Genomic DNA, 22,498 nt, shown 5'->3' with positions numbered 1-22,498 from the left:
GGAGAATGTGATAGATTAACAGTCCTGAAACCTAATATTAATACTAGCTTATTTTTCAATAACAATTTTCTTGTTTATTATAGCATTCTCAAGGTGTATGGTTAACAAGTATATTCCGCCCGAAATAGTGGAAACATCAATAGTGCTATTCGTTAAGTTTTGTGTTTTAATTTTCTGCCCTTTCATATTAAAAAAGGAGACCTTCTTTATTTTTTGCCCACTATCATTATTAATGGTGATTTGATCCGCAACAGGATTGGGATATATGTTTATTGAATTGTCTAAGATATTATCAGTCACGGCTAATGCTGAATTATATATGGGTAGTTCTACTACATAGCAATCTATTGATTTACCATCATCAGAGCCACTCCAGTCAGATCCGAAAAGCACTCTGGTACCCGTAGGACTTAAAACGGCATGTGGTTCTCCCCAATAGTCAAATTGATCTTCGTCAGCTCTATGATGACCAATTCTATAAACTTTAATGTTGTTTTTATCCGCTTTAGCAATAACTAATTCCTGATCTAAAAGTGTTTGTCCATTTTGACCACCATCTTTATAGCCCACTAAAGAAGCTGCTACCCATCCCGGTTGTGTATTTTTATGAGCAAGTGCAGATATGTGAGTACCCGATTGTGTGTAATTATAACCTTGTGATTCACTTATGATTGAATAACATTCTCCACTTGCCATGTCATGAGCTACAATGTCTCCGGTACAACCACCTTGTGATGTTGGGTCAAAAGCAACGGCGAAATAGGCATCGTTTCCATTCGCTAATTTTCCCATACATGAATGTTCGCCTTTTAATTCATTTAACGTAGTTTGTATATTTCCAGCCGAATTGTAAGATATTTTATCATGATAAAAGTAATTGCCAGACGGTGTTGGCATAGGGGCAAGGTAATTTATGTTATTGATATTAAAAGAGGTTGTAACTCCTGTTGAAATTTTATAATAAAAAGCACTTCTATTATCGCACCTAAAACTAATGATGTCAGAATTCCAAGACATCATTTGTACGTCATTACCTAAACTTATATTACCATTGCAGCCTGACGCTGTGTCTAAATTGACTAAAATTTCTTTAGCGTTGGTGTCTACATTGTATTTGATAAAATCATCAGACGTAGCTTCTAAATAGTAAAAATATTTGGGATTGTTAAAGTCCCAAAATAGTTGCTCAATATCATCTGGCTTAACATCTAACGTTTTAATAAATTGATAGGTTGTTCCGTTTAAAAGTAAGTGACCTTTACCTACTTGATAAACAATCATATAAGATTCATCCGCATTCCAAGCTTGTATAGTGCTATACATTGGTTTTATAATTTCGCCGGTAGCTGCATTCGTAATCCGTCTAATCGTGGTTCCAAAAGAAGGGTCTGTAATGGTTTGAAGATAACCCGGTTTAGCAATATCTTGCATTGGTCTGTTGGTCAAATCATTTGCAACAAGACCGTAGCCTAAATCTTGCGAATATGTAAAAATTGTAAAAGAAAAGGTCAAGAATAAAGCAATACAACTCCTCATAATGTTAGCGTTAAAAATTTTCAATTAATTTTTCACGATTAAGTAGGGGGTTGAATTCAATCAAATTAATCGTAATATCTTTTAAAAGAAAACACATAGTAGGGGAATGTGTTTAGCATTTAAGAGCTAAAGATATTCAAAGAATCTAAAGGAAATCTGAATTTAAAGAGCTAGTATTATTTTTTGACAGGTAATGGAGTTACAGTGTCGTTTCCGGAAATAATATTTGCTATTACTCTTGTTTCTGGATATTGTTCTAATATGATTTTTATGAATACTGTTATTGGAATAGACATGATCATACCTGGAACGCCCCAGATAAAGCCCCAAAACATTAGCATTACCAATACAGTAATAATATTTATAGAGAATGATTTTCCCATAAAAATGGGTTCTAAAATACTGCCAAATAAAACTTGTACTCCTGTAATTGTTAAGACAAAAAATAATAAAATACTATTAGGGTCTAATTCTACAAAAGCAAATATAGCTAATAGAATCACAGTTATAAAAGAGCCTATCATTTGAACAAAGTTTATGACAAAGGCAAATAGTCCCCAAAAAATAGGAAAACTAACATCAAAAAAGTAACAGGCTAATCCAGTGAAAATTCCCGTTCCTAAACTCACTAAAAATTTTACTTTAATGAATTTTATTAAGTCTTTCTCAATTTTCATAAAAGTCTTTACAGAAGTATGCTTTTGTCTAAGGATAGTGTTGTTCATTAGTTTTTGAACATTAATGGACTCAGCAAGCCATAAAACAACGAAAAATGCAGTCATTAACGTCATTGTTAACGTATTACCAATATAACTAATGGTTGATCCGAAATTGTCTTTATTCAGAAAATGATTTAAAAAATTAGTGTCTCCACCTTGTTCAACTCCAAAAAAATCTTGGTAAGAATTTAAAATAGCGACTAATTTTAGTTGGGCTTTTTCGATAAAAGCTTCGTTTGTGGCAATTATTTCTCTACTAGATAATTGTATCAGTTCGGCTATAATCTTTAAGCCCCCAATAATAATAAGGATAACTATAGAGATGCTTATGGCTTTAGCTATTCCTTTTTTCTGTAACCAACGCAACAATGGTAAAAATAATAATGCAATAAACATTGAGAATACCAATGGTATAAAAATAAACGAAAGTATATTTAGTAAATAGAATACTACAGGTACCACTAAAATTAGCAATAATGTATTTGTTGTTTTAAGATTATTCATTAATGTCGCAAAATTTAATTTACAAAGTTAATTAAAGATTTGATTTGTTAGTTGCTTTTAACATTCTTTTGTTTCCGTAGATATCTTCTCGTATTTCAATCCTATTAAATCCCTTTTGTTTTAACAATATAGCGGTTTCAGAAGCCAAATACTGATTGATCTCAAAATAAAGCAATCCATTTTCTGTTAGGTTCTCTTTGGCAAATTCTGCTATTTTATCATAAAACAAAAGTGGGTTGTCGTTAGCTACAAATAGGGCTAAATGAGGTTCGTTCTGTAATACATTATTTTGCATTTCTTGTTTCTCCAATTCGCGAACATATGGGGGATTACTTACAATAATGTCATACTTTTTAAACACGGTAGTGTTAAGTCTAAGAGGTAAGTTTAAAATGTCTTGTTCAATGAAATGAATAGCAACATCATTTGCTATGGCATTCTCTTTTGCTGTACTTAAAGCATTTTTTGAAACATCTAAAGCACTAACATTAGCGTTACGATATTTTTTAGCAAGGCTAATTGCAATACAACCGCTACCCGTTCCAATGTCTAAAATAGATGTTTTGCTGCTGTCTGTATCTTTTTGATTTGAAATATCAGAAATTCTATCTGAACAAATCCAACTTACTAATTCTTCAGTTTCAGGTCTAGGGATCAACACGTTTTTATTAACTTTAAAGGTGAAGCCGCAAAATTCTGTGCTGCCTAAAATATATTGAATTGGCTTTTCTTGTTTTAAAAGTGCTATAGAATTTTTAAACTCACTTAATTGCTGAGTAGATAATTCAATAGTGGGCTCCAGAAAGACTTCCTTTTTTTGTAAGTGCAACAAACCTTCGATTAATAAATAATAAAAAGACAAAATTTCCTCTTTAGGATAAGTATCCGTTAATTCATCTATAAAAAGAGATTTTAATTGTAATAAGTTCATTTATAAAGTTTTTAGCATCCAAACGCTACAAGAGCTGTGTCCAGTATCACCTAAAGAACTTTCTAAAGAGGTAAAACCATTCTTTTTGTATAAGTGAATTGCCGCCTCCATTCTCGGGTCCGTTTCTATGTAACATGCAGTAAATCTGAAATTTTTCGCTTCTTGTAAGCATTTTTTTATAAGAACGCTACCTACACCTTTTCCTCTGGCTATAGGGCTGAAGTACATTTTTTGAAGTTCGCAAACGGCTTCAATATTATTTTTTAAAGCTTTGATTCCAGCACCGCCAACAATTTTATTTTCATTTTCTAAGACAAAATAAACTTCGTTATCTTGTTGATATGACGCATGCATTTTTGTGGTTTCTATATCTTCATAAGCAGTACCATGAGTAGGTAAGCCAAATTCTAATATAGTTTCTTTAATTATCTGCTCTATTTCTTGATTATCTTTCGGTTCTATTTTTCGAATAATCATATCTTTTTAAATCTGTATTTTTGCGATGTGAAGATACATGAAAAATACATAAAACGCTGTTTAGAATTGGCAAAAAACGGATTGGGTTTAACAAGACCAAATCCTATGGTCGGTTGTGTTATTATATGTGATGATGCTATTATTGGAGAAGGTTTTACCAGCCCATATGGAGGGAATCACGCAGAAGTAAACGCGATTAATTCGGTTGTAGACAAAAGTAAGTTGCAAAAATCAACACTTTATGTGAGTTTAGAGCCATGTAATCATTTTGGAAAAACACCTCCTTGTTCTGATTTGATTGTTAAGCATAAATTGCAAAAAGTTGTTGTGGGATGTGTAGATCCTTTTGAGGCAGTTGCGGGAAAAGGAATTGAAAAATTAAGAAAGTCGGGTTGTGAGGTTATTGTTGGTATTTTAGAAAACGAATGTATAGCGTTAAACCATCGCTTTTTCACTTTTCATAATAAAAAAAGACCTTTTATTGTATTAAAATGGGCAGAAACATCAGGTGGCTTTATCGCTCCAGCCAAAAGAGTTGTGAAAAATGAACCGGTATGGATTACCAACCGATACTCACGTCAATTGGTGCATAAATGGAGAGCTGAAGAGCCGGCTATTTTAGTAGGGACGAATACTGTGTTGCAAGACAACCCTAAATTAGATGTCCGTGATTGGGCGGGAGAAAATCCGTTAAGATTAGTGTTGGATAAAGAATTGCGATTTCCAGAGAGTTGTCATGTGTTAGATGGGGGCAATAAGACCGTTGTTTTTAACGAAGTTGAAAACAGGGAAGAGCAATCTTTGGTGTATCGTAAAATTGATTTTTCAGAAAATGTTCCTCGGCAGATTTGTGATTATTTATATCAAAATGAAATTCAATCAGTCCTTGTAGAAGGAGGTGCTAAAACGTTACAATCTTTCATTGATGCCAATTTATGGGATGAAGCGAGGGTTTTTGTTGGGAATTCAACTTTTTATGAGGGAGTAAAAGCTCCTTATATTAAAGGTGTTGAAATTTCAAAAAAAGAAATTAAGTTTGATTCATTAAAAATTTTGGTTCCAAAGGTTTTGTAATTAAATTTGAGTAAATATTAAAATAATAAATATCGATACCTATAAAACCATATTGAAACCTTCGGAAGAAGTACTATTTAAAGATAGAGGCAGTAAGTTTTTAGGCTATGCCTATCCATTAGTCAATGAGGGAAATGTAAAGCAACTTATTGATAATCTTAAAAGTCAACACCATAAGGCGAGGCATTGGTGTTATGCATGGCAAGTTGGTATAGAAGATGTGCATTATCGTGTAAATGATGATGGTGAACCTAATAATTCTGCAGGCCAACCGATTTATGGACAAATTCTATCCAAAGACGTGACCAATGTTTTGGTGGTAGTTGTTCGTTATTTTGGAGGTACTAAATTGGGGGTTGGCGGCTTGGTAAATGCTTATAAAACGGCGGCACAACTTGCATTGGAATCATCAAAAATAGTGATTAAGACTATAAATACGCAGTTTCAATTATCTTTTGAATACGCTCAAATGAACGTTGTAATGAGAATAATTAAAGAAACTTCTGCAGATATTGTAGAACAAATAATGGAAATGAAGTGTGAATTTGTAATTACAATAAGAAAAAGTGAAGCTAAAAAGTTACAATTAGCGTTAGAAGAATCGAGATATATCAATTGGAAAATTATTTAATTAAAAATACGGATTAATTTTTTCTAATATGTATTCAGGAGCTTTCGTTGGTCTGTTGCGTTTTATGTCAATAAAGACTAAAGTAGTTGTTGCTTTTGTTAATAACTCATCCGCTTCATTGTAAAGTTCGTAGGCAAAATCAATTTTAAATCCGGGTAGTTTAATCAATGTAGTTTTAAGGGTAAGTAGGTCGTCATATTTGGCAGGTTTTAAATAGTTGATATTCATATTTATAACGGGTAACATAACGCCAAATTCTTCCATCTTTTTATAGGACAAACCTAGGTTGCGTAGCCATTCAACTCTACCCATTTCGAAGTATTGAGCGTAATTGCCATAGTACACATATTTCATTTGATCAGTCTCGCCGTAACGTACTCTAATATTTATTTCATGATTCAACATAAATTCGCTATATTTGAAGTCGAGTGTAATAAAAAAAAAGTTGAAAAACAAGGATAATAAAATTTTTTATAATAAAATTTATTCACATTTTTGTAGCTCGAAATAAGAGAGAGCATAACCCCAATTTTAGGCTCTTTTTTAAACTAACAAAACTAAATAATTAGAATGAGTAAAACAGCTACTTCAGTTTGGAATAATTGTTTGTCTTTTATCAAAGATAATATTAAACCCCAAGCATATAAAACATGGTTTGAACCAATTTTACCCGTAAAAATAGCTGGAGAAGCGTTAACTATTCAAGTTCCGAGTAAGTTCTTCTACGAATGGTTGGAAGAGCATTACATTAAATTGTTAAGAGTTGCTTTGGTAAGGGAGTTAGGTGATGATGCTAAATTAGTGTATGATGTTAGGATGGAAAATGCGTATAGTAGTAAAAATCCGCATACCGTTAAAATACCAAGTTCTAATAGAAAACCATTTAATAGTCAGGGAATTACTGTACCGTTGGAAATTGATAAAAGAGAGTTAAGAAACCCTTTTATTATACCAGGTATTCAGAAAGTAAAAATAGAATCTCAACTTAACCCAAATTATAATTTCGATAGTTTTATAGAAGGAGATTCAAACCGTTTAGCAAGGTCTGCGAGTATGGCAGTTGCTAATAAGCCAGGTGGAACTTCATTTAATCCTTTGTTGATTTATGGAGGTGTTGGTTTAGGTAAAACGCATTTATCTCATGCTATAGGTGTTGATATTAAAGATAAATACCCAGAAAAAACAGTACTGTATATCTCTGCTGAAAAATTTACACAACAATATATTGATTCCGTAAAAGGAAACACGCGTAACGATTTTATTCATTTTTATCAGATGATAGATGTTTTAATTGTTGATGATGTGCAGTTTTTGTCTGGTAAATCAGGTACGCAAGATGTCTTTTTCCATATTTTTAATCATTTACATCAAAATGGTAAACAGGTAATTTTGACATCTGACAAGGCTCCTGTAGATATGCAAGATATTGAACAACGCTTGTTGTCACGTTTTAAATGGGGATTGTCAGCTGAATTGATGGCACCTGATTATGAAACAAGAATTTTAATTTTACAGAAAAAACTATTTAGAGACGGTGTAGAGATGCCTGATGAGATAGTTGAGTATATTGCTAAAAATATAAAATCAAATGTGCGGGAGTTAGAAGGAGTGCTTATTTCTATGATTGCCCAAGCTTCTTTTAACAGAAAAGAATTTACGTTAGCTCTTACTAAACAAATAGTTGATAAGTTTGTTAAAAACACTAAACGTGAAGTTTCTATTGATTATATTCAGAAAGTAGTTTCTAAATATTTTGAAATGGACGTAACTACATTGCAATCTAAAACACGTAAGCGTCATATTGTACAAGCTCGTCAATTAGCTATGTACTTTGCAAAACGTATGACTAAAGCTTCGTTAGCTAGTATTGGTTCTCAAATAGGAAGTAGAGATCATGCTACGGTATTACATGCTTGTAAAACTGTAGATAACCTTACCGAAACTGATAAGCAATTTAAAAAGTACGTTGAAGATATAACTAAAAAGTTATCATTTTAATACTCATACAATGACTCGTATTTTAATGGTTTGCCTCGGTAATATTTGTCGCTCACCATTAGCTGAAGGTATTTTAAAATCTAAAGTTAATTCGCAAAAAGTTTTTATAGACTCAGCAGGAACAGGAGGTTACCATATTGGTAAATTACCTGATAGTCGTTCTATTGCTGTTGCTAAAAAATATAACATTGACATTACAGATCAGCGTTGTAGAAAATTTCAACAATCAGATTTTGATGAATTCGATTTGATTTATGTAATGGATGCTTTTAATAGAGATGATATTTTACGTTTAGCAAGAAATGAAAATGATAGTGCTAAGGTTAAAATGATTCTCAATGAATTGTTTCCAGATGAAAATGTTGATGTTCCCGATCCGTATCACGATACAGAACGTGGTTTCGAAAATGTTTATCAAATGCTAGATAAGTCATGTGCAATAATTGCTAATACACTGAATGATGGAGAATAGTAAAGGGAAACTTTATTTAATACCTACTACTTTAGGTGATAATGAACCTTTGGAAGTATTACCGATGTCGGTGAAACAAATAATTGAGCGGACAGATCATTATATTGTTGAAAATGAAAAAACGGCTCGACGATTTATAAAGAAAATATCACCTAGAAAGTCCCAACCCAATTTAACAATATACCTTCTTGATAAATTTACAGATATCTTAGAAATACAAAATTACTTAGATGTTTGTGCTGAAGGTGTGAATGTAGGGTTGTTGTCAGAAGCAGGCGTGCCAGCAGTCGCTGATCCGGGAGCTTCAATAGTACAGCTAGCACATCAAAAAGGTATTAGTGTTGTTCCTTTGGTAGGGCCATCTTCTATTATCATGGCAATGATGGCGTCCGGTTTAAATGGACAGAGCTTCGCGTTTAATGGCTATTTGCCGATTGAAAAAGGAGAACGTAAGAAAAGTATTAAGCATTTAGAGAAATTATCTTTTGATAAAAATCAATCACAAATTTTTATAGAAACACCCTATCGCAACGAGAAATTGCTTGAAGATTTGAAGCAAACGCTCTCTGGTCAAACAAAATTATGTATCGCAGTAGATATCACATTGTCTACAGAATTTATTAAGACAATGACAGTAAATGATTGGAAAAGGCAAAAAGTGAATTTACATAAACGACCTGCTATTTTTATTATTCATAAAATGTAAAAATCCCCAATGTAACATTGAGGATCTTCGTTGATAGTTAGAATTATTGTTCTGATTTTAAGTTTAAATCAGTCTTTTATAAAACAGGATGTCTGTTTGCTTCGATAAACGAAGTGTCATAGCCAGCAAATTTCTTAATGTAATATTTTATGCTACTTCCGTATGCATCTTCAAAAGTTATTTGACCATAGCTACGTAAATATGTTTTTACATTACCAGCACCGGCAAGGTGTGCGGCTGCTAAAATACCAGATTCAGTAATTTTAACGCCATTAATAGTTTTACCTACAAACCTTTTGATATCTCTTTTTAAGATCCATTTGTTTACAGAACATAAAGCTAAAAAGGCTTCTTCCTGCAATTGGGGGTCTTTTAAAAATTCAGCAGTATCGTAGATTTTAAACCGTTTTAAGGTTCCTTTACCAAATTGGTACTTGCCTAAGTATCCATACGTGTTAATTCTGTTATACTTTCCTTGTGATTCTTTAAAAGCCAACGCTTCTTTAAAACCAATAAAGGATTTACCAATATTAGGAGAGTCAAAATCAACAAAAGGTTCTGCAAGTTGAGGTACGGTAGCAAAATAATCTGCACTAGGCACATTGTATTTTGCTGTTTTAGTTTCTATTTTATACATATCGGTAAAACCGTATATAGTAAAAATGGATACTAATAATACTAATAGTTTACTAGTTTTCTTTTTCATTGTTGATGCATTAAAGGGGGTTAAACGCATTTTTCAAATCAGTCGGCAAATATATAACAATTTATTTAAACAAACCTAATTTTTAATTAATTAGTAATCAACAGTTTAAAAATACAGCATGTGGAATTTGGTACGCCCATTAGAGTTTATTTCGAGTGTTGGGGCTGGTAATTTGATAAAGTTTATCGTTGAGAAGAGTGTTTTCAGGAACTTTGATTGTGTTTTTATTTTAGATAAATCGACATCTAAACTTAAATAATACTGTCTGAGTCGTTGTGGTGGATTGATAATGGCATTATCAATAAAATAATCAGTATTGCTAGAGATCATACCATCCGCTCCATAACCAAAAGCTATATTCAACCATTTTGGAAAACGACTCTCTTTTGCAAATGACCAGATATTTGCAGATAACCAATATGTTTGGCCATTGTAATCCTTTAAGGTTTGTTCTAAAAAGTTTTCACCTAATAGTTCTGGTCGTCGGTTAGCGTATTTCGTAGTGTGAAAAGAGTATTTCATTAAAATACGTTGTTCATCCCATAATAATTCTTGTCCTATTAAAAGACCAGCACCTGTTGCATTTGCTAAAATATCTGATGGTGAAAATCCCCACTCTTTTGAAAATCCGTCAAAGATTTCTACTACGCTTAAAAAGCCAAAACCTAAGGTTGCACCGTATAGTAATTGATTCTTTTTACTTTCACCTGCCCAATCTAAAACATTCATTCCCATTTTACCTACATAATAAGCACTCATGGTATGTCCAGCTTTATCCATTTGTAACCAATCATTACTATCATTAATGGTATGAAAAGAAGAGGAATCATAATTAGCATACCATAGTTGATGAATACCTAATAAAGCTAAACTGGCTAATGATCCTTCTGTTATATAAACGGCATTTTTTCTCTTAACATTAAGACTATCTGATTTTGTCCAAAAAGTAGACTTATACTGAGCCACGGATGTAAAACAAAAGAATAATAGGAAAATTGGGACAAAAATAATTCTAATTGAGTTTACTTGAAAAGATTTGTTTTTTGTACGATCCGTCATAGACATATCACGTGAACTCATTTTATTCAATAAACTTTTGATTTTATTCAAAACAGAATACTTTTATCTAAGCGGTAAAAGTAATAACAATTATCTATTCACACCTTGCTTATTAAGCCATTGTTGGTATTTTTTAGCATTTAGGTTATGCTGTGATAGTGTTCTCGCAAATTCATGAGACCCGATATTTGATATGCTCGCACACATATAATAATATTCATGATTTTCAGAATTTAGCACCGCGTCTATAGAAGAAATGTCAGGCATCGCAATTGGAGCAGGAGGTAGGCCCGTATTCTTATAAGTATTGTAAGGTGAATCTATTAATAGATCAGCATTTAATACACGCTTTACCTCATAGTCTTGACCATGTTTTTGTTTCAATGCAAATATAACAGTTGGATCGGCCTGTAATGCCCAACCATCTCTATAGCGATTTAAATAAAGTCCCGCAACTGTAGGACGTTCACTTACTTTAGCCGTTTCCTTTTGAACTATAGATGCCAAGGTAATAACATTATTCTTAGACATATTTAGCTTTTTTGCCTTTGCAATTCTATCTGTATTCCAAAATCGGTCATATTCTTTCAACATTTTATTTCTAAAATTTTCAACAGAGGTATTCCAATAAAACTCGTAAGAGTTCGGTATAAAAAGGCCTAATACCGTAGCTTTAGTAAAATTATTCTCAGCTAAAAATTTCGAATCTGTTAAAGCTGTTAATATTTGAAGAGAGTCCGGTTCAATTTGAGCTGCTATTCTACCCGCTAATTTTTCTAAAGTATCTTGATTGTTAAATGTAAGTGTTAAAGGTGTTTGTTTTCCGCTTCGTAATAAGTCAATTAAGGCGTTATTACTCATTCCTTTTTTAATAAGGTATTTCCCTGATTTTATAACATTAGGATAGTTCTTTTGATTGGCTACCCAAACAAAACTATCAATATTACTCACTACAGGAGATAAAACCTCTTTTACTTCATCAAAAGTAGCATTGGTAGGGATAAAAATAGCGGTATCCTCTTTTACATTGGTGCTGTATATTTTTCCGTAGAATTGATAAGCAATTAGTCCTCCTCCAATAAGGAGTATTGCAATTATGGCTAGTATTATTTTTTTAAGCTTCATTAAGATGTATTTAAAGAATCTAATTCGTCTGTAATTAATTGTGTTTTTTAGGATCTATTTCTAAGTACTTTAAGAGTTCACTAATTGATACAGAACTTCATCTTTGAATTCTCCTTCCATAAAAATCCACTCTTTTTTAATACCAACTTCTTTAAAATGATATTTTTTAAACAGTTTTGTACTCTTTTTATTGTCTTTGGTGATGTTGGCGAATAATTGATGTAAGTTTAGATTTTTAAAACTATAATCAATCAACAATTCTAAAGCTTCCGAGGCATATCCTTTTTGTTGTTCATTTTCTAATAGTAAAATGCCAATTCCCGCACGTTTATGTTGTGGGTTAAAATCGAAAAGATCAATTAAACCGATAGGTTCGTCAGATTTATTAATAGCGATAACCAAGCGAAGTTGTTTTGCCTCATAAATGTCTAAGTGTGCATTTGCTAAATATTGTTGTAAAATATATTTAGAATAGGGAGTTTCTGTACTACTAACTTCCCAAAAAGTTGAATCATTTTCAATCTCGTATAAAAACTCTAGATCTTCTGGTTCTAAAGCTCTTAAGTGAACGTTGTTTCCTGTTAGTGCTCGCATCTTCTTATTATAATTCAAAAAAACCTTTAAATACCATTGTTGCTTTTCCTTTTAAAAACACATTTTTATAAGAATTAGTATCTGGGCCAAAAGAAACTTCCAATGTTCCACCTAGGGTTTCTAAAAAAACATTTTTTTTACTTGTTTTTTTTGAATGAAATGCAGCTATGGCTGCAGCAGTTGCACCCGTACCGCAACTTAAGGTTTCATCTTCTACACCACGCTCATAGGTGCGGATTTTAAAAGTATTTTCATTTTGTTGCTCCACAAAGTTTACATTCGTTCCTTTTTCAAAATAAGGAGCACCATATCTAATACTTTTCCCTGTATTATAAACATCAAAATCCTGAACGCCATCTACAAAAGCAATATGATGAGGAGAGCCTGTATCTAAAAACAAATAATCTGAAAATTGTTCAACTTCAGCTACATCTTTCATTTTTAAACTAACTATACCATCTTTTATATGAGCTTCATGTAAGCCATCAACGGCATCAAAAGTTGTATTGGTTTCAATCACTTTTAGTTGTTTCGAAAAAGCCACTATACATCGCCCTCCATTGCCGCACATACTACCTTCATTTCCGTCTGCATTATAATATTTCATAGTGAAATCATGCAATTTTGACAGTTCCAGAAGTATTAAACCATCTGCTCCTATGCCAAATTTTCGGTCGCACAGCTTCGCTATTAATTTGGTATCATTTTTGGGAAACTGTTGTTGGCGATTATCAATCATAACAAAATCGTTTCCTGTACCTTGATATTTATAAAATTCAATTTGACTCATGGTGCAAATGTAAACATTTTTTTAATCTGCCCAATTGATTTGTATTTTGTTAAAGTACCGTTAATAACGGCGTTAAAGTATCGTTAAAGTGGTTTTTACCATAAAATAAGTTGTTAATTTTGAATGTTAATTAGAAATATAATTTAAAAATATAAAATTTTTAGAAAATGAAAAAAATAGTAAGTTTAGTTTTCGCTTCCCTATTAGGAGGAGTTATTGCGTTAGGTGCCTATGTATTTGTTTTAGGTAATAATGAAAATATAAATAGTAATAAATCCTCAAATGAACCGAAAATAGTCCAAGCGAATTATAATATACCGAGCTCAAGTTATATTGCAGAAGCAACAGATTTTACAAAAGCGGCGGAAGGTACTGTACATGCAGTGGTGCATGTAAAAAACACTTCTGTTTCGAAGTCAAATCCTTTAGCAGAGTTTTTCTATGGTGAAGGAGCAGGAGGTGGAGGAAGAACAACTGTTGGTACAGGGTCAGGTGTAATCATTTCTCCTGATGGATATATAATTACAAATAACCATGTAATTAATGGAGCAAAGGAATTGCAAATTACATTGAATGATCAGAAATCATACGTAGCTGAAGTTATAGGGTCTGATCCAAGTACGGACATTGCCTTAATAAAGATAGATGCCGATGATTTACCATTTGTTTCTTTTGCAAATTCAGATAATGTTAAGGTGGGTGAATGGGTATTGGCAGTTGGTAATCCTTTTAATTTAACATCAACGGTTACCGCGGGTATTGTTAGTGCTAAAGCTAGAAATATTAATATTTCTGGTGGTAAAATGGTCGAATCCTTTATACAAACGGATGCAGCAGTAAATCCTGGTAATAGTGGAGGAGCTTTAGTTAATGTAAGAGGAGAATTGGTAGGAATTAATACAGCAATTAGCTCTCAAACGGGTTCTTATGTAGGATATTCTTTTGCTGTACCTTCTAATATCGCTAAAAAAGTAATAGAAGACTTAATGGAGTATGGAGATGTACGTACGGCTTATTTAGGTATTCAATCTGCAGAATTAAACGGTGAATTGGCTAAAGAGTTGAATATAAATCAGACTCAGGGTGTTTTAGTGGCCGGTGTAACCGAGAGCGGAGGAGCAATTAAAGCTGGACTTGAAAAGAATGATATCATTATTCAAATGGATAATATCAAAATTAACCAATTTTCAGATTTGAAAGGGTTCTTAAGCACTAAAAGACCTGGAAATAAAGTTAATGTTACGGTTTTAAGAGATGATGAAGAGAAACAGTTTGAAGTGAAATTGGGAAATCAATTTGGTAAAGAAACTATAGATGAATTAGATTTTTCTAAAAATCTACTAGGTAGCTTAAAGAAAATTTCCAAAAAAGATGCGACTAAGTTTAGAATTAATTACGGACTGCAATTAGAAAAAGTACGAAGTGCTAATTTGAGAAAGAATGGTGTTAAAGATGGAGATATCATTTTAAACATTGCAGATACCAAAATTTATGAAGTAAAAGATGCCGAAGATATTTTAAGACAGCATAAAGGTGAACAGGTAATTGTTCAAGTGTTAAATGATGAAGGTTACGTAGAATATTATAGAATAGCTGTAGGAAACTAATAGTATTAATGGTTTAGTAGAAATCCTCCAATTGTATTGGGGGATTTTTTTTTATTGAAAAATAAACTAAATCTTTTACGAAAACGTTTGAAATAGTACTTTTGTATTAAAATACTTTTCCTTTAAATCGAAGGGGAATAAAACTATATAAGCAATGGCATTAGACCAAACCTACGAATCAGAATTAGCATTTCAGGCCGATAGAAGAAGAGCCACGGTTGAATTTATTAAAATTATTAGTGATCTCTGGTATGACAATGCTATAGAATTGATACTTTTTAGAAATCAATTAATTAATAGAAATGTAAGTGAAATTTTAAACTTGATAGAATATGCTAGTGAATTTGTGCAAAAGCCCATTTCTATTTTTGATGCTGTTGAAATCTCTAGAGCTATTCAGGAAGTAGATTTACCACCTGCAAAATTAGATATTGGTAAACTAGCGTATGAGTTTCATCTCACAGAAGAAGATGAGGATGTGATTGATTTTGTAAGTGATAAATTAAAAGGAGCAGAAAAAACGGATGCCATTGAGCCTAAAGATGTTGTACTATATGGTTTTGGTAGAATTGGCAGATTAGTAGCACGAGAATTAATGGTGAGAACAGGCAAAGGCAAACAAATGCGATTGCGTGCCATTGTAACACGAGGAGAAATTACAGAAACCATATTAGAAAAAAGAGCTTCTTTATTAAGAAATGATTCTGTCCATGGTAATTTTCCAGGAACAGTAAAGACCGATGTTGAAAATAGTGCTTTAATCATTAATGGTACAACGGTGTTTATGATCTCTGCTCGTAATCCTGAAGAAATAGATTATACCAGATATGGTATAAATGAAGCACTTATTATTGACAATACAGGAGCGTTTCGCGATAAGGAAGCATTAAGTCGTCATTTATTAAGTAAAGGAGCGGATAAGGTTTTACTTACGGCTCCAGGAAAAGGGATCCCTAATATAGTGCATGGTGTGAATCATTTTAATTATGATCCTGATAAAGTCTCAATTTTTTCGGCGGCATCATGTACCACCAATGCTATTACTCCGATTTTAAAAGTAATTGAGGATAGTTTTGGGATTATAAGTGGACATTTAGAAACTATTCATGCGTATACCAATGATCAGAATCTAGTAGATAATATGCATAAAAAGTACCGGAGAGGTAGAGCAGCAGCGTTGAATATGGTAATTACAGAAACGGGTGCGGGTAGTGCGGTTGCAAAAGCATTACCACCTTTGGAAGGAAAACTATCTTCCAATGCCATTCGGGTACCCGTTCCGAATGGATCTTTGGCTATTTTAAATTTGCGTTTAGATAATTCAACTAGTAAATTAAGCCTTAATTTGGTAATGAAAAAATATGCTTTAGAGGGCGATTTGGTAGAGCAAATTCAATATTCTTTAAGTAATGAATTGGTTTCTTCTGATATTGTTGGTGCTTCCGCTCCTGCAATATTTGATAGTAATGCCACTATAGTCACTGATGATGGTAAAAATGCAATTGTTTATGTTTGGTATGACAACGAATATGGCTATAGCCATCAGGTCATTAGATTGGCGAAACATATTGCTAAAGTGAGACGTTTTACGTATTATTAAGGAGGTAGTTTGAGGTTGGAAAACCGAAGAATAAAAAATAAATAATGATTTTTTGAATATGTTGTCTCCAATATATCAATTCATTGCATATTGAACATAAAATGTGCTGTCTATCAAAAATTTACATATCTTTAAAATAGAATACATTTTTTTCTAATTAAACAAACAATATAACCATGAAAGTTTCCATTTTAAAAGCTTCTGAAGTCAATGAAAATTTATCAAAACAAGTTAAAGCACTTTTCGGTGAATTAAATTCAGAAATTAATCAAATTGATTTAGCGACTCTATTTAACCCAAAGAACGATATTGTTTTTGCCTATTGTATGGATGGTGAAAAATTGGCGGGTATGGCTTTAATGTGTAACTACACTGTAATTTCCGGTTATAAAGGTTGGGTTGAAGATGTGGTGGTTGATCATAATTATAGAGGTAAAGGTTTGGGGAGAAAATTAATGAATACGTTATTGGAGGAAGGTAAGAAAAAAGGACTGTCGGAGATTTTACTTTTTAGTAATGAGAAACGACAAGCAGCCATAAGCCTTTATAAAAGCCTTGATTTTAAACAGAAACATAGTGGGCTTTACATTTTAAAAATGTAAGTAGGTTTTTATTGATTACCTTTTAAAGTGAGGGGTAGAAGTGCAATAGCCTTATTTACTTAAATGATAAAAGGCTTTTCAATTCTATTTTATTGTCATATTCCTTTTGTATCCTTTAAATTTATAGGGATAGAAGAAGTCAAATTCCTTTTTTTAATATTTCAGCCCTACTAATTATTCGTTTTTATATATAATTGTATATTTATGGTTCAATTAACCCCTTATAATTATGTTAAAAAAAATCACCTTATTTTTAATAGTACTAAGTTTTTCATTGAGTTACGCTCAGCAAAAAAGGAGTCTTACGCACGATGATTACGATTTATGGAAAAAAATAGAAAGTCCCCAAGTTTCTGACAATGGTAAATTAGTAGTTACTTCTGTAGGGACTGCAACAACCAGAGGAGATGGCTATTTGAAAATTTACAATGTAAAAACAGGTAAATCTAATACATTTCACAATGGAAGTGGAGCTAAGATTTCTAACGATAATAAATTTGTATTTTTCCTTCAAAAATCAGATTATCAAACTATTAGAGCAGAGAAAAAAAAGGAGGTAAAAAAAGATAAACAATCTAAAAGTAAGCTCTTGATTTTTGATGTGGCCGCTAACAAAATTATAGATAGTATTTTAAGAGTTAAAAGTTTTGATGTTCCCGAAAAATATAATGATTGGCTAGTTGTTGAAAAAATCAAAAACTTAAAACCACCAAAAGATACAACTCAAACGAAATCTAAAGAATCGAAGGGTGTTAAGGACAAGAAAAAAGATAGTATAAAAACTAAAAACCCTGCACTCGAAGCTGATTACGCCTTGGTTTATAATCTCATTAGTAAAACGTCCGATACTATTTTTTATATCAAATCTTTAAAATTAGCAGAAGACGCACTCGCCTTATATTTTACAAAAACTAAAATAAAAAAGAAAGGAGATATTGGTGTTTTTCAATATGATTTTTCTAATGGAAATGAGAAAGTTATTGATACAGGTAGGTATGCATATGATAGATTAGCTATTGATAAAAGAGGTGATTATTTAGCTTTTTTATCAGCTAAAGATTCTATTGGCAAAGATTCCTTAAAATATGAATTATTCTATCTTACGAAGAATAGTTTAAAACAAGTTACAGATACGTTAGGAAAGAATTTACGTACAGATTGGGAGTTGAGTGGTGCTCAAAATCCTTATTTTTCTGAACATTCAAAACGGTTATATTTTTATTCTAAACCAATAGTCAATTATGATATTGACACAACGTTGTTAAAAGAAGAAATTCCAGAAGTTGATGTTTGGAATTATAAAGATAAGTTAATACAGCCTGAGCAAAAATCGAAATTAGCTTCTTTAAAGGATAAAGCCTATTTATCATACATTAATTTGAGTAATGATAAAGTAGTGCAATTGCAAGACGAATCAATTAATAATGTACTTTTTGATACTGATAAAGAGCAAAAATATATATTAGGAAACTCTTCTAGTCCCTATGATGTGGAACGTTCTTGGGAGTATCCTTGGTTATCAGATTATTATATTATAAATACAGAAACGGGTGTGAAAGAATTGGCCATGGAAGGTAGTTCTGCTCGTCCTTATTTAGCACCAGATGGTAATTATGCTATTTATTTTGAAGGGGAGAGTCAACATTGGTGGGCATTAGATTTAACAAACAACAAGAAAATAAATTTAACTCAAAATATTGGTGTTCCTTTTTACGATGTTGAAGATGATCATCCAGCCACAGCCGGATCTTATGGTTTTGGTGGTTTTGATAAAGAAGGGTTTGCTTTATTAAATGATCAATTTGATATTTGGAAAGTTGATGTAAAGAGTGTTAAGTCACCAGTAAATATAACCAAAGATGGAAGAAAAAAGAATCTTGAATACAGAACATTACGTTTGGATATTGAAAATAGAAATAATGCCTCTTATTTTAAGAAGCAGTTATTAGTTGATGTTTTTGACAAAACAAATAAAACAAATACAATTGCTGGACTGAATGCTACAAGTTATCGTGCAAAAGAATTATTAAGTGCAGATAAAATGGTTTTAGGTGGATTTAGAAAAGCAAAAGGAGCAGATGTTCTATTATATACTAAAGAGAATTTTAAAGTATTTCCGGATTTACAATATTTTGATGGAAAAAGATCGAGACAAATTACTGATGCTAATCCACAGCAAAAAGACTTTTTATGGGGTACTTCTGAGAAATTTAGTTGGACGGCATACGACGGTACAAAATTGGATGGAATTATATACAAACCTGATAATTTTGATGCCACTAAGAAATATCCATTAATTAGTTATTTCTATGAAAAACGAAGTAATAGTTTAAATAGTTATCATACTCCAAGACCAAGTGCTTCAACTGTAAATATGAGTTATTTGGTGAGTAATGATTACGTAGTTTTCGTACCAGATATTGTTTATACAGATGGTAAGCCCGGTCAAAGTGCTTATAATTGCATTGTTTCAGGTGTTGATGCGGTTGAGAAATTAGGCTATATTGATAGTGATAATATGGCTATCCAAGGCCAAAGTTGGGGTGGTTATCAAGTAGCGTATTTAGTGACTGTAACAAATAAATTTAAAGCGGCAATGGCAGGTGCACCGGTAAGTAACATGACTTCTGCCTATGGAGGAATTCGCTGGCAAAGTGGTTTAAGCCGAGCCTTTCAATACGAAAAAACACAAAGTAGAATTGGTAAGACGCTTTGGGAAGGTTTTGATTTGTATATCGAAAATTCGCCTGTATTTGGTATTCCAAAGATTGAAACGCCATTGTTGATGATGCATAATGATGCTGATGGAGCGGTACCTTACTATCAAGGTATTGAAATGTTTATGGGTATGCGTAGGCTAAATAAACCAGCTTGGTTATTGGTTTATAATAACGAAGCACATAATTTAAGAAAACAAAAAAACAGACAAGATTTATCCATAAGAATGATGCAGTTTTTTGACCATTATTTAAAAGGGGTACCAGCACCAAAGTGGATGACAGAAGGGGTATCTCAAGTTGGAAAAGGAAAAGATTTTGGCTACGAGTTAGAGGACAAGTAATAGTCAATATTTAGTACAATAAAAAGGAATACCATTAAACGTATATTGAGTTTAATGGTATTCTTTGGTTTTAATCCTTTTCTGGAATCTCTTTTAAAATCTCCAAGACATATTTCCAAAATTTCTGTGTAGAACTAATACTTGCTCTTTCATCAGGAGAGTGTGCTCCTTTTATAGTTGGACCAAAAGAAATCATATCCATTTTAGGATAATTTTGTCCTAAGATACCACATTCTAAACCTGCATGGCAGGCCATAACGTGAGGCTTTTCATTGAATAAATCTTGATAGGTTTTTTCTAACACTTTTAGAATGTTAGAATCAGGATTTGGTTTCCAGCCAGGATAAGTACCTGAGGTTCTTACAGAATAGTGAGCCAATTCAAATACAGATGAAATGGTGTTTACTAAATTGTCCTTACCAGAATCTACAGAGCTACGTGTAAGACAAAGTATTTTAATTTGACCATCTTTAACCAAGACACGAGCAACATTATTAGAAGTCTCTACTAAATCTTTAATATCAGGACTCATTCTAAATACTCCATTATGAATCGCATATATAACTTTCAATAACGTATTTTGATCTTGTTTTGAAAGGGCATTTACGGGTTTGTCACAGCCATTACAAGTTATTTCTATATCTTCTTCAATCGATTTGTATTCTGCAATTATCGCTTTAGAAATTATAGTAAACTGAGCGGTAAAGTCATCTAAATTATTTGTTACAACAATGGCATTACTTTCTCTTGGAATAGCATTTCGTAAACCACCTCCGTCAATCTCTGAAATAGACATTACCTTTTTTAGATCAAAGAGAATGCGATTCATTAGTTTATTAGCATTACCAAAACCTTTATGAATATCCATACCTGAATGTCCACCTTGTAATCCATTCACGGTTATTTTAAAAGCGGTAACATTATCAGAAGTTCTAACTGGTTTATATGCTTTTGAAGCGGTAATGTCAATACCTCCGGCACAACCAACACCAATTTCATCATCATCTTCAGTATCTAGGTTTAAAAGTATTTCACCATTTAACCATCCTCCTTCTAGGCCCATAGCACCTGTCATTCCCGTTTCTTCATCAATAGTAAATAAAGCTTCAAGAGCTGGGTGCGGTATGTCTGTACTTTGTAAGATGCTCATTATGGTAGCCACTCCTAGTCCATTGTCTGCACCTAATGTAGTGCCTTTAGCCTTAACCCAGTCACCATCAACAATCATTTGAATTCCTTGTTTTGAGAAATCAAAATTGGTTTCATTATTTTTTTGATGTACCATATCTAAATGGGACTGCAAAACCACGGTCTTTTTATTTTCCATACCTGCTGTTGCAGGTTTAGTGATGATAACATTACCGACATTATCTACCTTAGTGGTTAAACCTAATTTTTTACCAAAATTTACCATAAACTGAATAACACGTTCTTCCTTTTTAGACGCTCTAGGTACAGCATTCAAATCAGCAAAATTGTTCCAAATAGCTTTGGGTTCTAGGTTTCTTATTTCATTGTTCATTTTCTATCTTGTTTAATCGTTTATTAATCAATTTAATTTTTAACTTGTTAATGAAGAACCAGTTTTAAATCTAATACGGTGGTTAAAGATGAACTAATTTCACCGTTCTTTGAATACTATTAGATTTAATAATTATTTTCTTATGACTGTATTTTCAACAGGTTTTCTTACTTTTTTTAGAGTACTCATAAAATCGTCATCGGCTCTGTAACCCACAGGTAAAACTAAAACTGATTTTAAGCCGTCTTCTTTTAAATCTAAAACTTCATCAAATTTCTGAGCATTAAAGCCTTCCATTGGGCAGGCATCTATTTTTTCTATAGCACAAACGGTCATTAAATTACCCAAGGCAATATAGGCTTGATTAATTGCAGACTCTTGTTTTTCGATGGTAGATTTATTTGAAAATATACCTTTTAATTGTTTTCTATATTTTTTTATAATATCTTCTGAAGTGCCCCTTATTTCCTTTTCAAGATCAAAATAGTTGTCAATATCTTCTAAAGTGAAATAGTCTTGAATACATAGAACCAATACATGTGATGCCGTAAACAGTTGTTGTTGATTAAAAGAATGCGACATCAGTTGCTTTTGCAATTCCTTATTCTTTACAATAAGCATTTTTATGGGTTGCAGGCCGAAAGAGGTTGCTGTAAGATTAAAGGCTTCTGATAAAATATCAATTTTGTCTTCAGACACTATTTTTGTTTCATCAAATTTTTTGCAGGCATAACGCCATTTTAGGCTATCAATTGTATTGTTCAATGTTTCAGATTTTAAGGAT

21 protein-coding genes are annotated in these 22,498 nt (G+C 32.3%); 9 read left to right on the top strand and 12 right to left on the bottom strand.

Translation table 11 applies throughout. The features are described from left to right. Positions 1–48: 48 nt before the first annotated feature. The 4 genes from JBL43_RS13855 to JBL43_RS13840 all read right to left on the bottom strand — a co-directional run bounded on the left by JBL43_RS13855 (position 49) and on the right by JBL43_RS13840 (position 4,167). The gene (locus JBL43_RS13855; protein WP_198842003.1) at positions 49–1,536 is read right to left on the bottom strand and encodes a T9SS type A sorting domain-containing protein; all 1,488 of its coding nucleotides are present in this window, start codon (positions 1,534–1,536) and stop codon (positions 49–51) included. A gap of 176 nt (positions 1,537–1,712) precedes the next feature. Continuing rightward, the gene (locus JBL43_RS13850; RefSeq protein ID WP_198842002.1) at positions 1,713–2,759 is read right to left on the bottom strand and encodes an AI-2E family transporter; all 1,047 of its coding nucleotides are present in this window, start codon (positions 2,757–2,759) and stop codon (positions 1,713–1,715) included. Positions 2,760–2,790: 31 nt separating this feature from the next. Further along, the gene (gene prmC / locus JBL43_RS13845) at positions 2,791–3,690 is read right to left on the bottom strand and encodes a peptide chain release factor N(5)-glutamine methyltransferase (protein ID WP_198842001.1); all 900 of its coding nucleotides are present in this window, start codon (positions 3,688–3,690) and stop codon (positions 2,791–2,793) included. Further along, complete coding sequence (locus JBL43_RS13840) at positions 3,691–4,167, bottom strand: GNAT family N-acetyltransferase (protein WP_198842000.1); 477 nt, start codon at positions 4,165–4,167, stop codon at positions 3,691–3,693. Between the two features lie 27 nt (positions 4,168–4,194). Here JBL43_RS13840 and ribD point away from each other — a divergent pair, with 27 nt between their 5' ends. Together ribD and JBL43_RS13830 are read left to right on the top strand one after the other, a co-directional pair. Beyond that, complete coding sequence (gene ribD / locus JBL43_RS13835) at positions 4,195–5,241, top strand: bifunctional diaminohydroxyphosphoribosylaminopyrimidine deaminase/5-amino-6-(5-phosphoribosylamino)uracil reductase RibD (protein ID WP_198841999.1); 1,047 nt, start codon at positions 4,195–4,197, stop codon at positions 5,239–5,241. Between the two features lie 52 nt (positions 5,242–5,293). Further along, positions 5,294–5,872: an IMPACT family protein gene (locus tag JBL43_RS13830; RefSeq protein ID WP_233098783.1), complete on the top strand. Its 579-nt coding sequence runs from the start codon at positions 5,294–5,296 to the stop codon at positions 5,870–5,872. Here JBL43_RS13830 and JBL43_RS13825 read toward each other — a convergent pair whose 3' ends face one another. Further along, a complete protein-coding gene (locus tag JBL43_RS13825) occupies positions 5,873–6,277 on the bottom strand; it encodes an acyl-CoA thioesterase (RefSeq protein ID WP_117884011.1) in 405 nt (134 codons plus the stop codon). A 165-nt stretch (positions 6,278–6,442) separates the two neighbouring features. Here JBL43_RS13825 and dnaA point away from each other — a divergent pair, with 165 nt between their 5' ends. From dnaA to JBL43_RS13810, 3 genes are read left to right on the top strand one after another with little or no spacing between them, the layout of a single operon-like run. After that, positions 6,443–7,870 (top strand): chromosomal replication initiator protein DnaA, encoded by a 1,428-nt coding sequence (gene dnaA, locus JBL43_RS13820; RefSeq protein WP_117884012.1) that lies wholly within the window; start codon positions 6,443–6,445, stop codon positions 7,868–7,870. Positions 7,871–7,880: 10 nt separating this feature from the next. After that, positions 7,881–8,342, top strand: coding sequence for a low molecular weight protein-tyrosine-phosphatase (locus tag JBL43_RS13815; RefSeq protein ID WP_198841998.1), 462 nt, complete (start codon positions 7,881–7,883; stop codon positions 8,340–8,342). After that, entirely contained in the window at positions 8,332–9,048 is a 717-nt protein-coding gene (locus JBL43_RS13810) for an SAM-dependent methyltransferase (protein WP_198842025.1), read from the top strand. Before JBL43_RS13815 ends, JBL43_RS13810 begins: the two co-directional genes overlap by 11 nt. Before the next feature lie 76 nt (positions 9,049–9,124). On the opposite strand, the gene JBL43_RS13805 is transcribed toward JBL43_RS13810, so the two are convergent. The 5 genes from JBL43_RS13805 to dapF form a co-directional block, all read right to left on the bottom strand. Continuing rightward, positions 9,125–9,754 (bottom strand): peptidoglycan-binding protein LysM, encoded by a 630-nt coding sequence (locus JBL43_RS13805; RefSeq protein ID WP_198841997.1) that lies wholly within the window; start codon positions 9,752–9,754, stop codon positions 9,125–9,127. Between the two features lie 105 nt (positions 9,755–9,859). Then, positions 9,860–10,864 carry a DUF2279 domain-containing protein gene (locus JBL43_RS13800; RefSeq protein ID WP_233098782.1) on the bottom strand — a complete coding sequence of 335 codons (1,005 nt, stop codon included), beginning with the start codon at positions 10,862–10,864 and terminating at the stop codon, positions 9,860–9,862. A gap of 39 nt (positions 10,865–10,903) precedes the next feature. After that, positions 10,904–11,938 (bottom strand): endolytic transglycosylase MltG, encoded by a 1,035-nt coding sequence (mltG, locus tag JBL43_RS13795; protein ID WP_198841996.1) that lies wholly within the window; start codon positions 11,936–11,938, stop codon positions 10,904–10,906. Positions 11,939–12,007: 69 nt separating this feature from the next. After that, complete coding sequence (locus JBL43_RS13790; protein ID WP_198841995.1) at positions 12,008–12,532, bottom strand: GNAT family N-acetyltransferase; 525 nt, start codon at positions 12,530–12,532, stop codon at positions 12,008–12,010. Between the two features lie 7 nt (positions 12,533–12,539). Further along, on the bottom strand, positions 12,540–13,322 hold the full coding sequence (gene dapF / locus JBL43_RS13785) for a diaminopimelate epimerase (protein ID WP_198841994.1): 783 nt from the start codon (positions 13,320–13,322) through the stop codon (positions 12,540–12,542). A gap of 167 nt (positions 13,323–13,489) precedes the next feature. Between dapF and JBL43_RS13780 the strand changes: the two genes are divergently transcribed. The 4 genes from JBL43_RS13780 (at position 13,490) to JBL43_RS13765 (ending at position 20,192) form a co-directional block, all read left to right on the top strand. Next, positions 13,490–14,929, top strand: a complete 1,440-nt coding sequence (locus tag JBL43_RS13780) for a S1C family serine protease (RefSeq protein WP_198841993.1) — start codon at positions 13,490–13,492, stop codon at positions 14,927–14,929. 154 nt (positions 14,930–15,083) lie between these two features. After that, the gene (locus tag JBL43_RS13775; RefSeq protein ID WP_198841992.1) at positions 15,084–16,529 is read left to right on the top strand and encodes a glyceraldehyde-3-phosphate dehydrogenase; all 1,446 of its coding nucleotides are present in this window, start codon (positions 15,084–15,086) and stop codon (positions 16,527–16,529) included. Positions 16,530–16,705: 176 nt separating this feature from the next. Next, the gene (locus JBL43_RS13770) at positions 16,706–17,131 is read left to right on the top strand and encodes a GNAT family N-acetyltransferase (protein ID WP_198841991.1); all 426 of its coding nucleotides are present in this window, start codon (positions 16,706–16,708) and stop codon (positions 17,129–17,131) included. A gap of 229 nt (positions 17,132–17,360) precedes the next feature. After that, entirely contained in the window at positions 17,361–20,192 is a 2,832-nt protein-coding gene (locus JBL43_RS13765) for an alpha/beta hydrolase family protein (RefSeq protein ID WP_198841990.1), read from the top strand. Positions 20,193–20,262: 70 nt separating this feature from the next. Here the strand turns inward: JBL43_RS13765 and JBL43_RS13760 are convergent, their stop codons facing one another. After that, a complete protein-coding gene (locus JBL43_RS13760) occupies positions 20,263–21,714 on the bottom strand; it encodes an aminoacyl-histidine dipeptidase (protein WP_198841989.1) in 1,452 nt (483 codons plus the stop codon). Positions 21,715–21,846: 132 nt separating this feature from the next. Next, positions 21,847–22,479, bottom strand: a complete 633-nt coding sequence (locus tag JBL43_RS13755) for an NAD(P)H-dependent oxidoreductase (protein WP_198841988.1) — start codon at positions 22,477–22,479, stop codon at positions 21,847–21,849. Between the last annotated feature and the right edge of the window lie 19 nt (positions 22,480–22,498).

Source organism: Aureibaculum flavum (assembly GCF_016406085.1).
In the GTDB taxonomy this organism is placed as follows: domain Bacteria; phylum Bacteroidota; class Bacteroidia; order Flavobacteriales; family Flavobacteriaceae; genus Aureibaculum; species Aureibaculum flavum.
This window is presented reverse-complemented; position numbering and strand designations above follow the sequence as displayed.

Coding starts and splice junctions, on each gene's coding strand:
- JBL43_RS13760 (WP_198841989.1), bottom strand. CDS start 21,714: ATGAACAATGAAATAAGAAACCTAGAACCCAAAGCTATTTGGAACAAT.
- dapF (WP_198841994.1), bottom strand. CDS start 13,322: ATGAGTCAAATTGAATTTTATAAATATCAAGGTACAGGAAACGATTTT.
- prmC (WP_198842001.1), bottom strand. CDS start 3,690: ATGAACTTATTACAATTAAAATCTCTTTTTATAGATGAATTAACGGAT.
- JBL43_RS13815 (WP_198841998.1), top strand. CDS start 7,881: ATGACTCGTATTTTAATGGTTTGCCTCGGTAATATTTGTCGCTCACCA.
- JBL43_RS13775 (WP_198841992.1), top strand. CDS start 15,084: ATGGCATTAGACCAAACCTACGAATCAGAATTAGCATTTCAGGCCGAT.
- JBL43_RS13805 (WP_198841997.1), bottom strand. CDS start 9,754: ATGAAAAAGAAAACTAGTAAACTATTAGTATTATTAGTATCCATTTTT.
- JBL43_RS13850 (WP_198842002.1), bottom strand. CDS start 2,759: ATGAATAATCTTAAAACAACAAATACATTATTGCTAATTTTAGTGGTA.
- JBL43_RS13765 (WP_198841990.1), top strand. CDS start 17,361: ATGTTAAAAAAAATCACCTTATTTTTAATAGTACTAAGTTTTTCATTG.
- JBL43_RS13840 (WP_198842000.1), bottom strand. CDS start 4,167: ATGATTATTCGAAAAATAGAACCGAAAGATAATCAAGAAATAGAGCAG.
- JBL43_RS13855 (WP_198842003.1), bottom strand. CDS start 1,536: ATGAGGAGTTGTATTGCTTTATTCTTGACCTTTTCTTTTACAATTTTT.
- dnaA (WP_117884012.1), top strand. CDS start 6,443: ATGAGTAAAACAGCTACTTCAGTTTGGAATAATTGTTTGTCTTTTATC.
- JBL43_RS13810 (WP_198842025.1), top strand. CDS start 8,332: ATGGAGAATAGTAAAGGGAAACTTTATTTAATACCTACTACTTTAGGT.
- JBL43_RS13770 (WP_198841991.1), top strand. CDS start 16,706: ATGAAAGTTTCCATTTTAAAAGCTTCTGAAGTCAATGAAAATTTATCA.
- mltG (WP_198841996.1), bottom strand. CDS start 11,938: ATGAAGCTTAAAAAAATAATACTAGCCATAATTGCAATACTCCTTATT.
- JBL43_RS13780 (WP_198841993.1), top strand. CDS start 13,490: ATGAAAAAAATAGTAAGTTTAGTTTTCGCTTCCCTATTAGGAGGAGTT.
- JBL43_RS13790 (WP_198841995.1), bottom strand. CDS start 12,532: ATGCGAGCACTAACAGGAAACAACGTTCACTTAAGAGCTTTAGAACCA.
- JBL43_RS13825 (WP_117884011.1), bottom strand. CDS start 6,277: ATGTTGAATCATGAAATAAATATTAGAGTACGTTACGGCGAGACTGAT.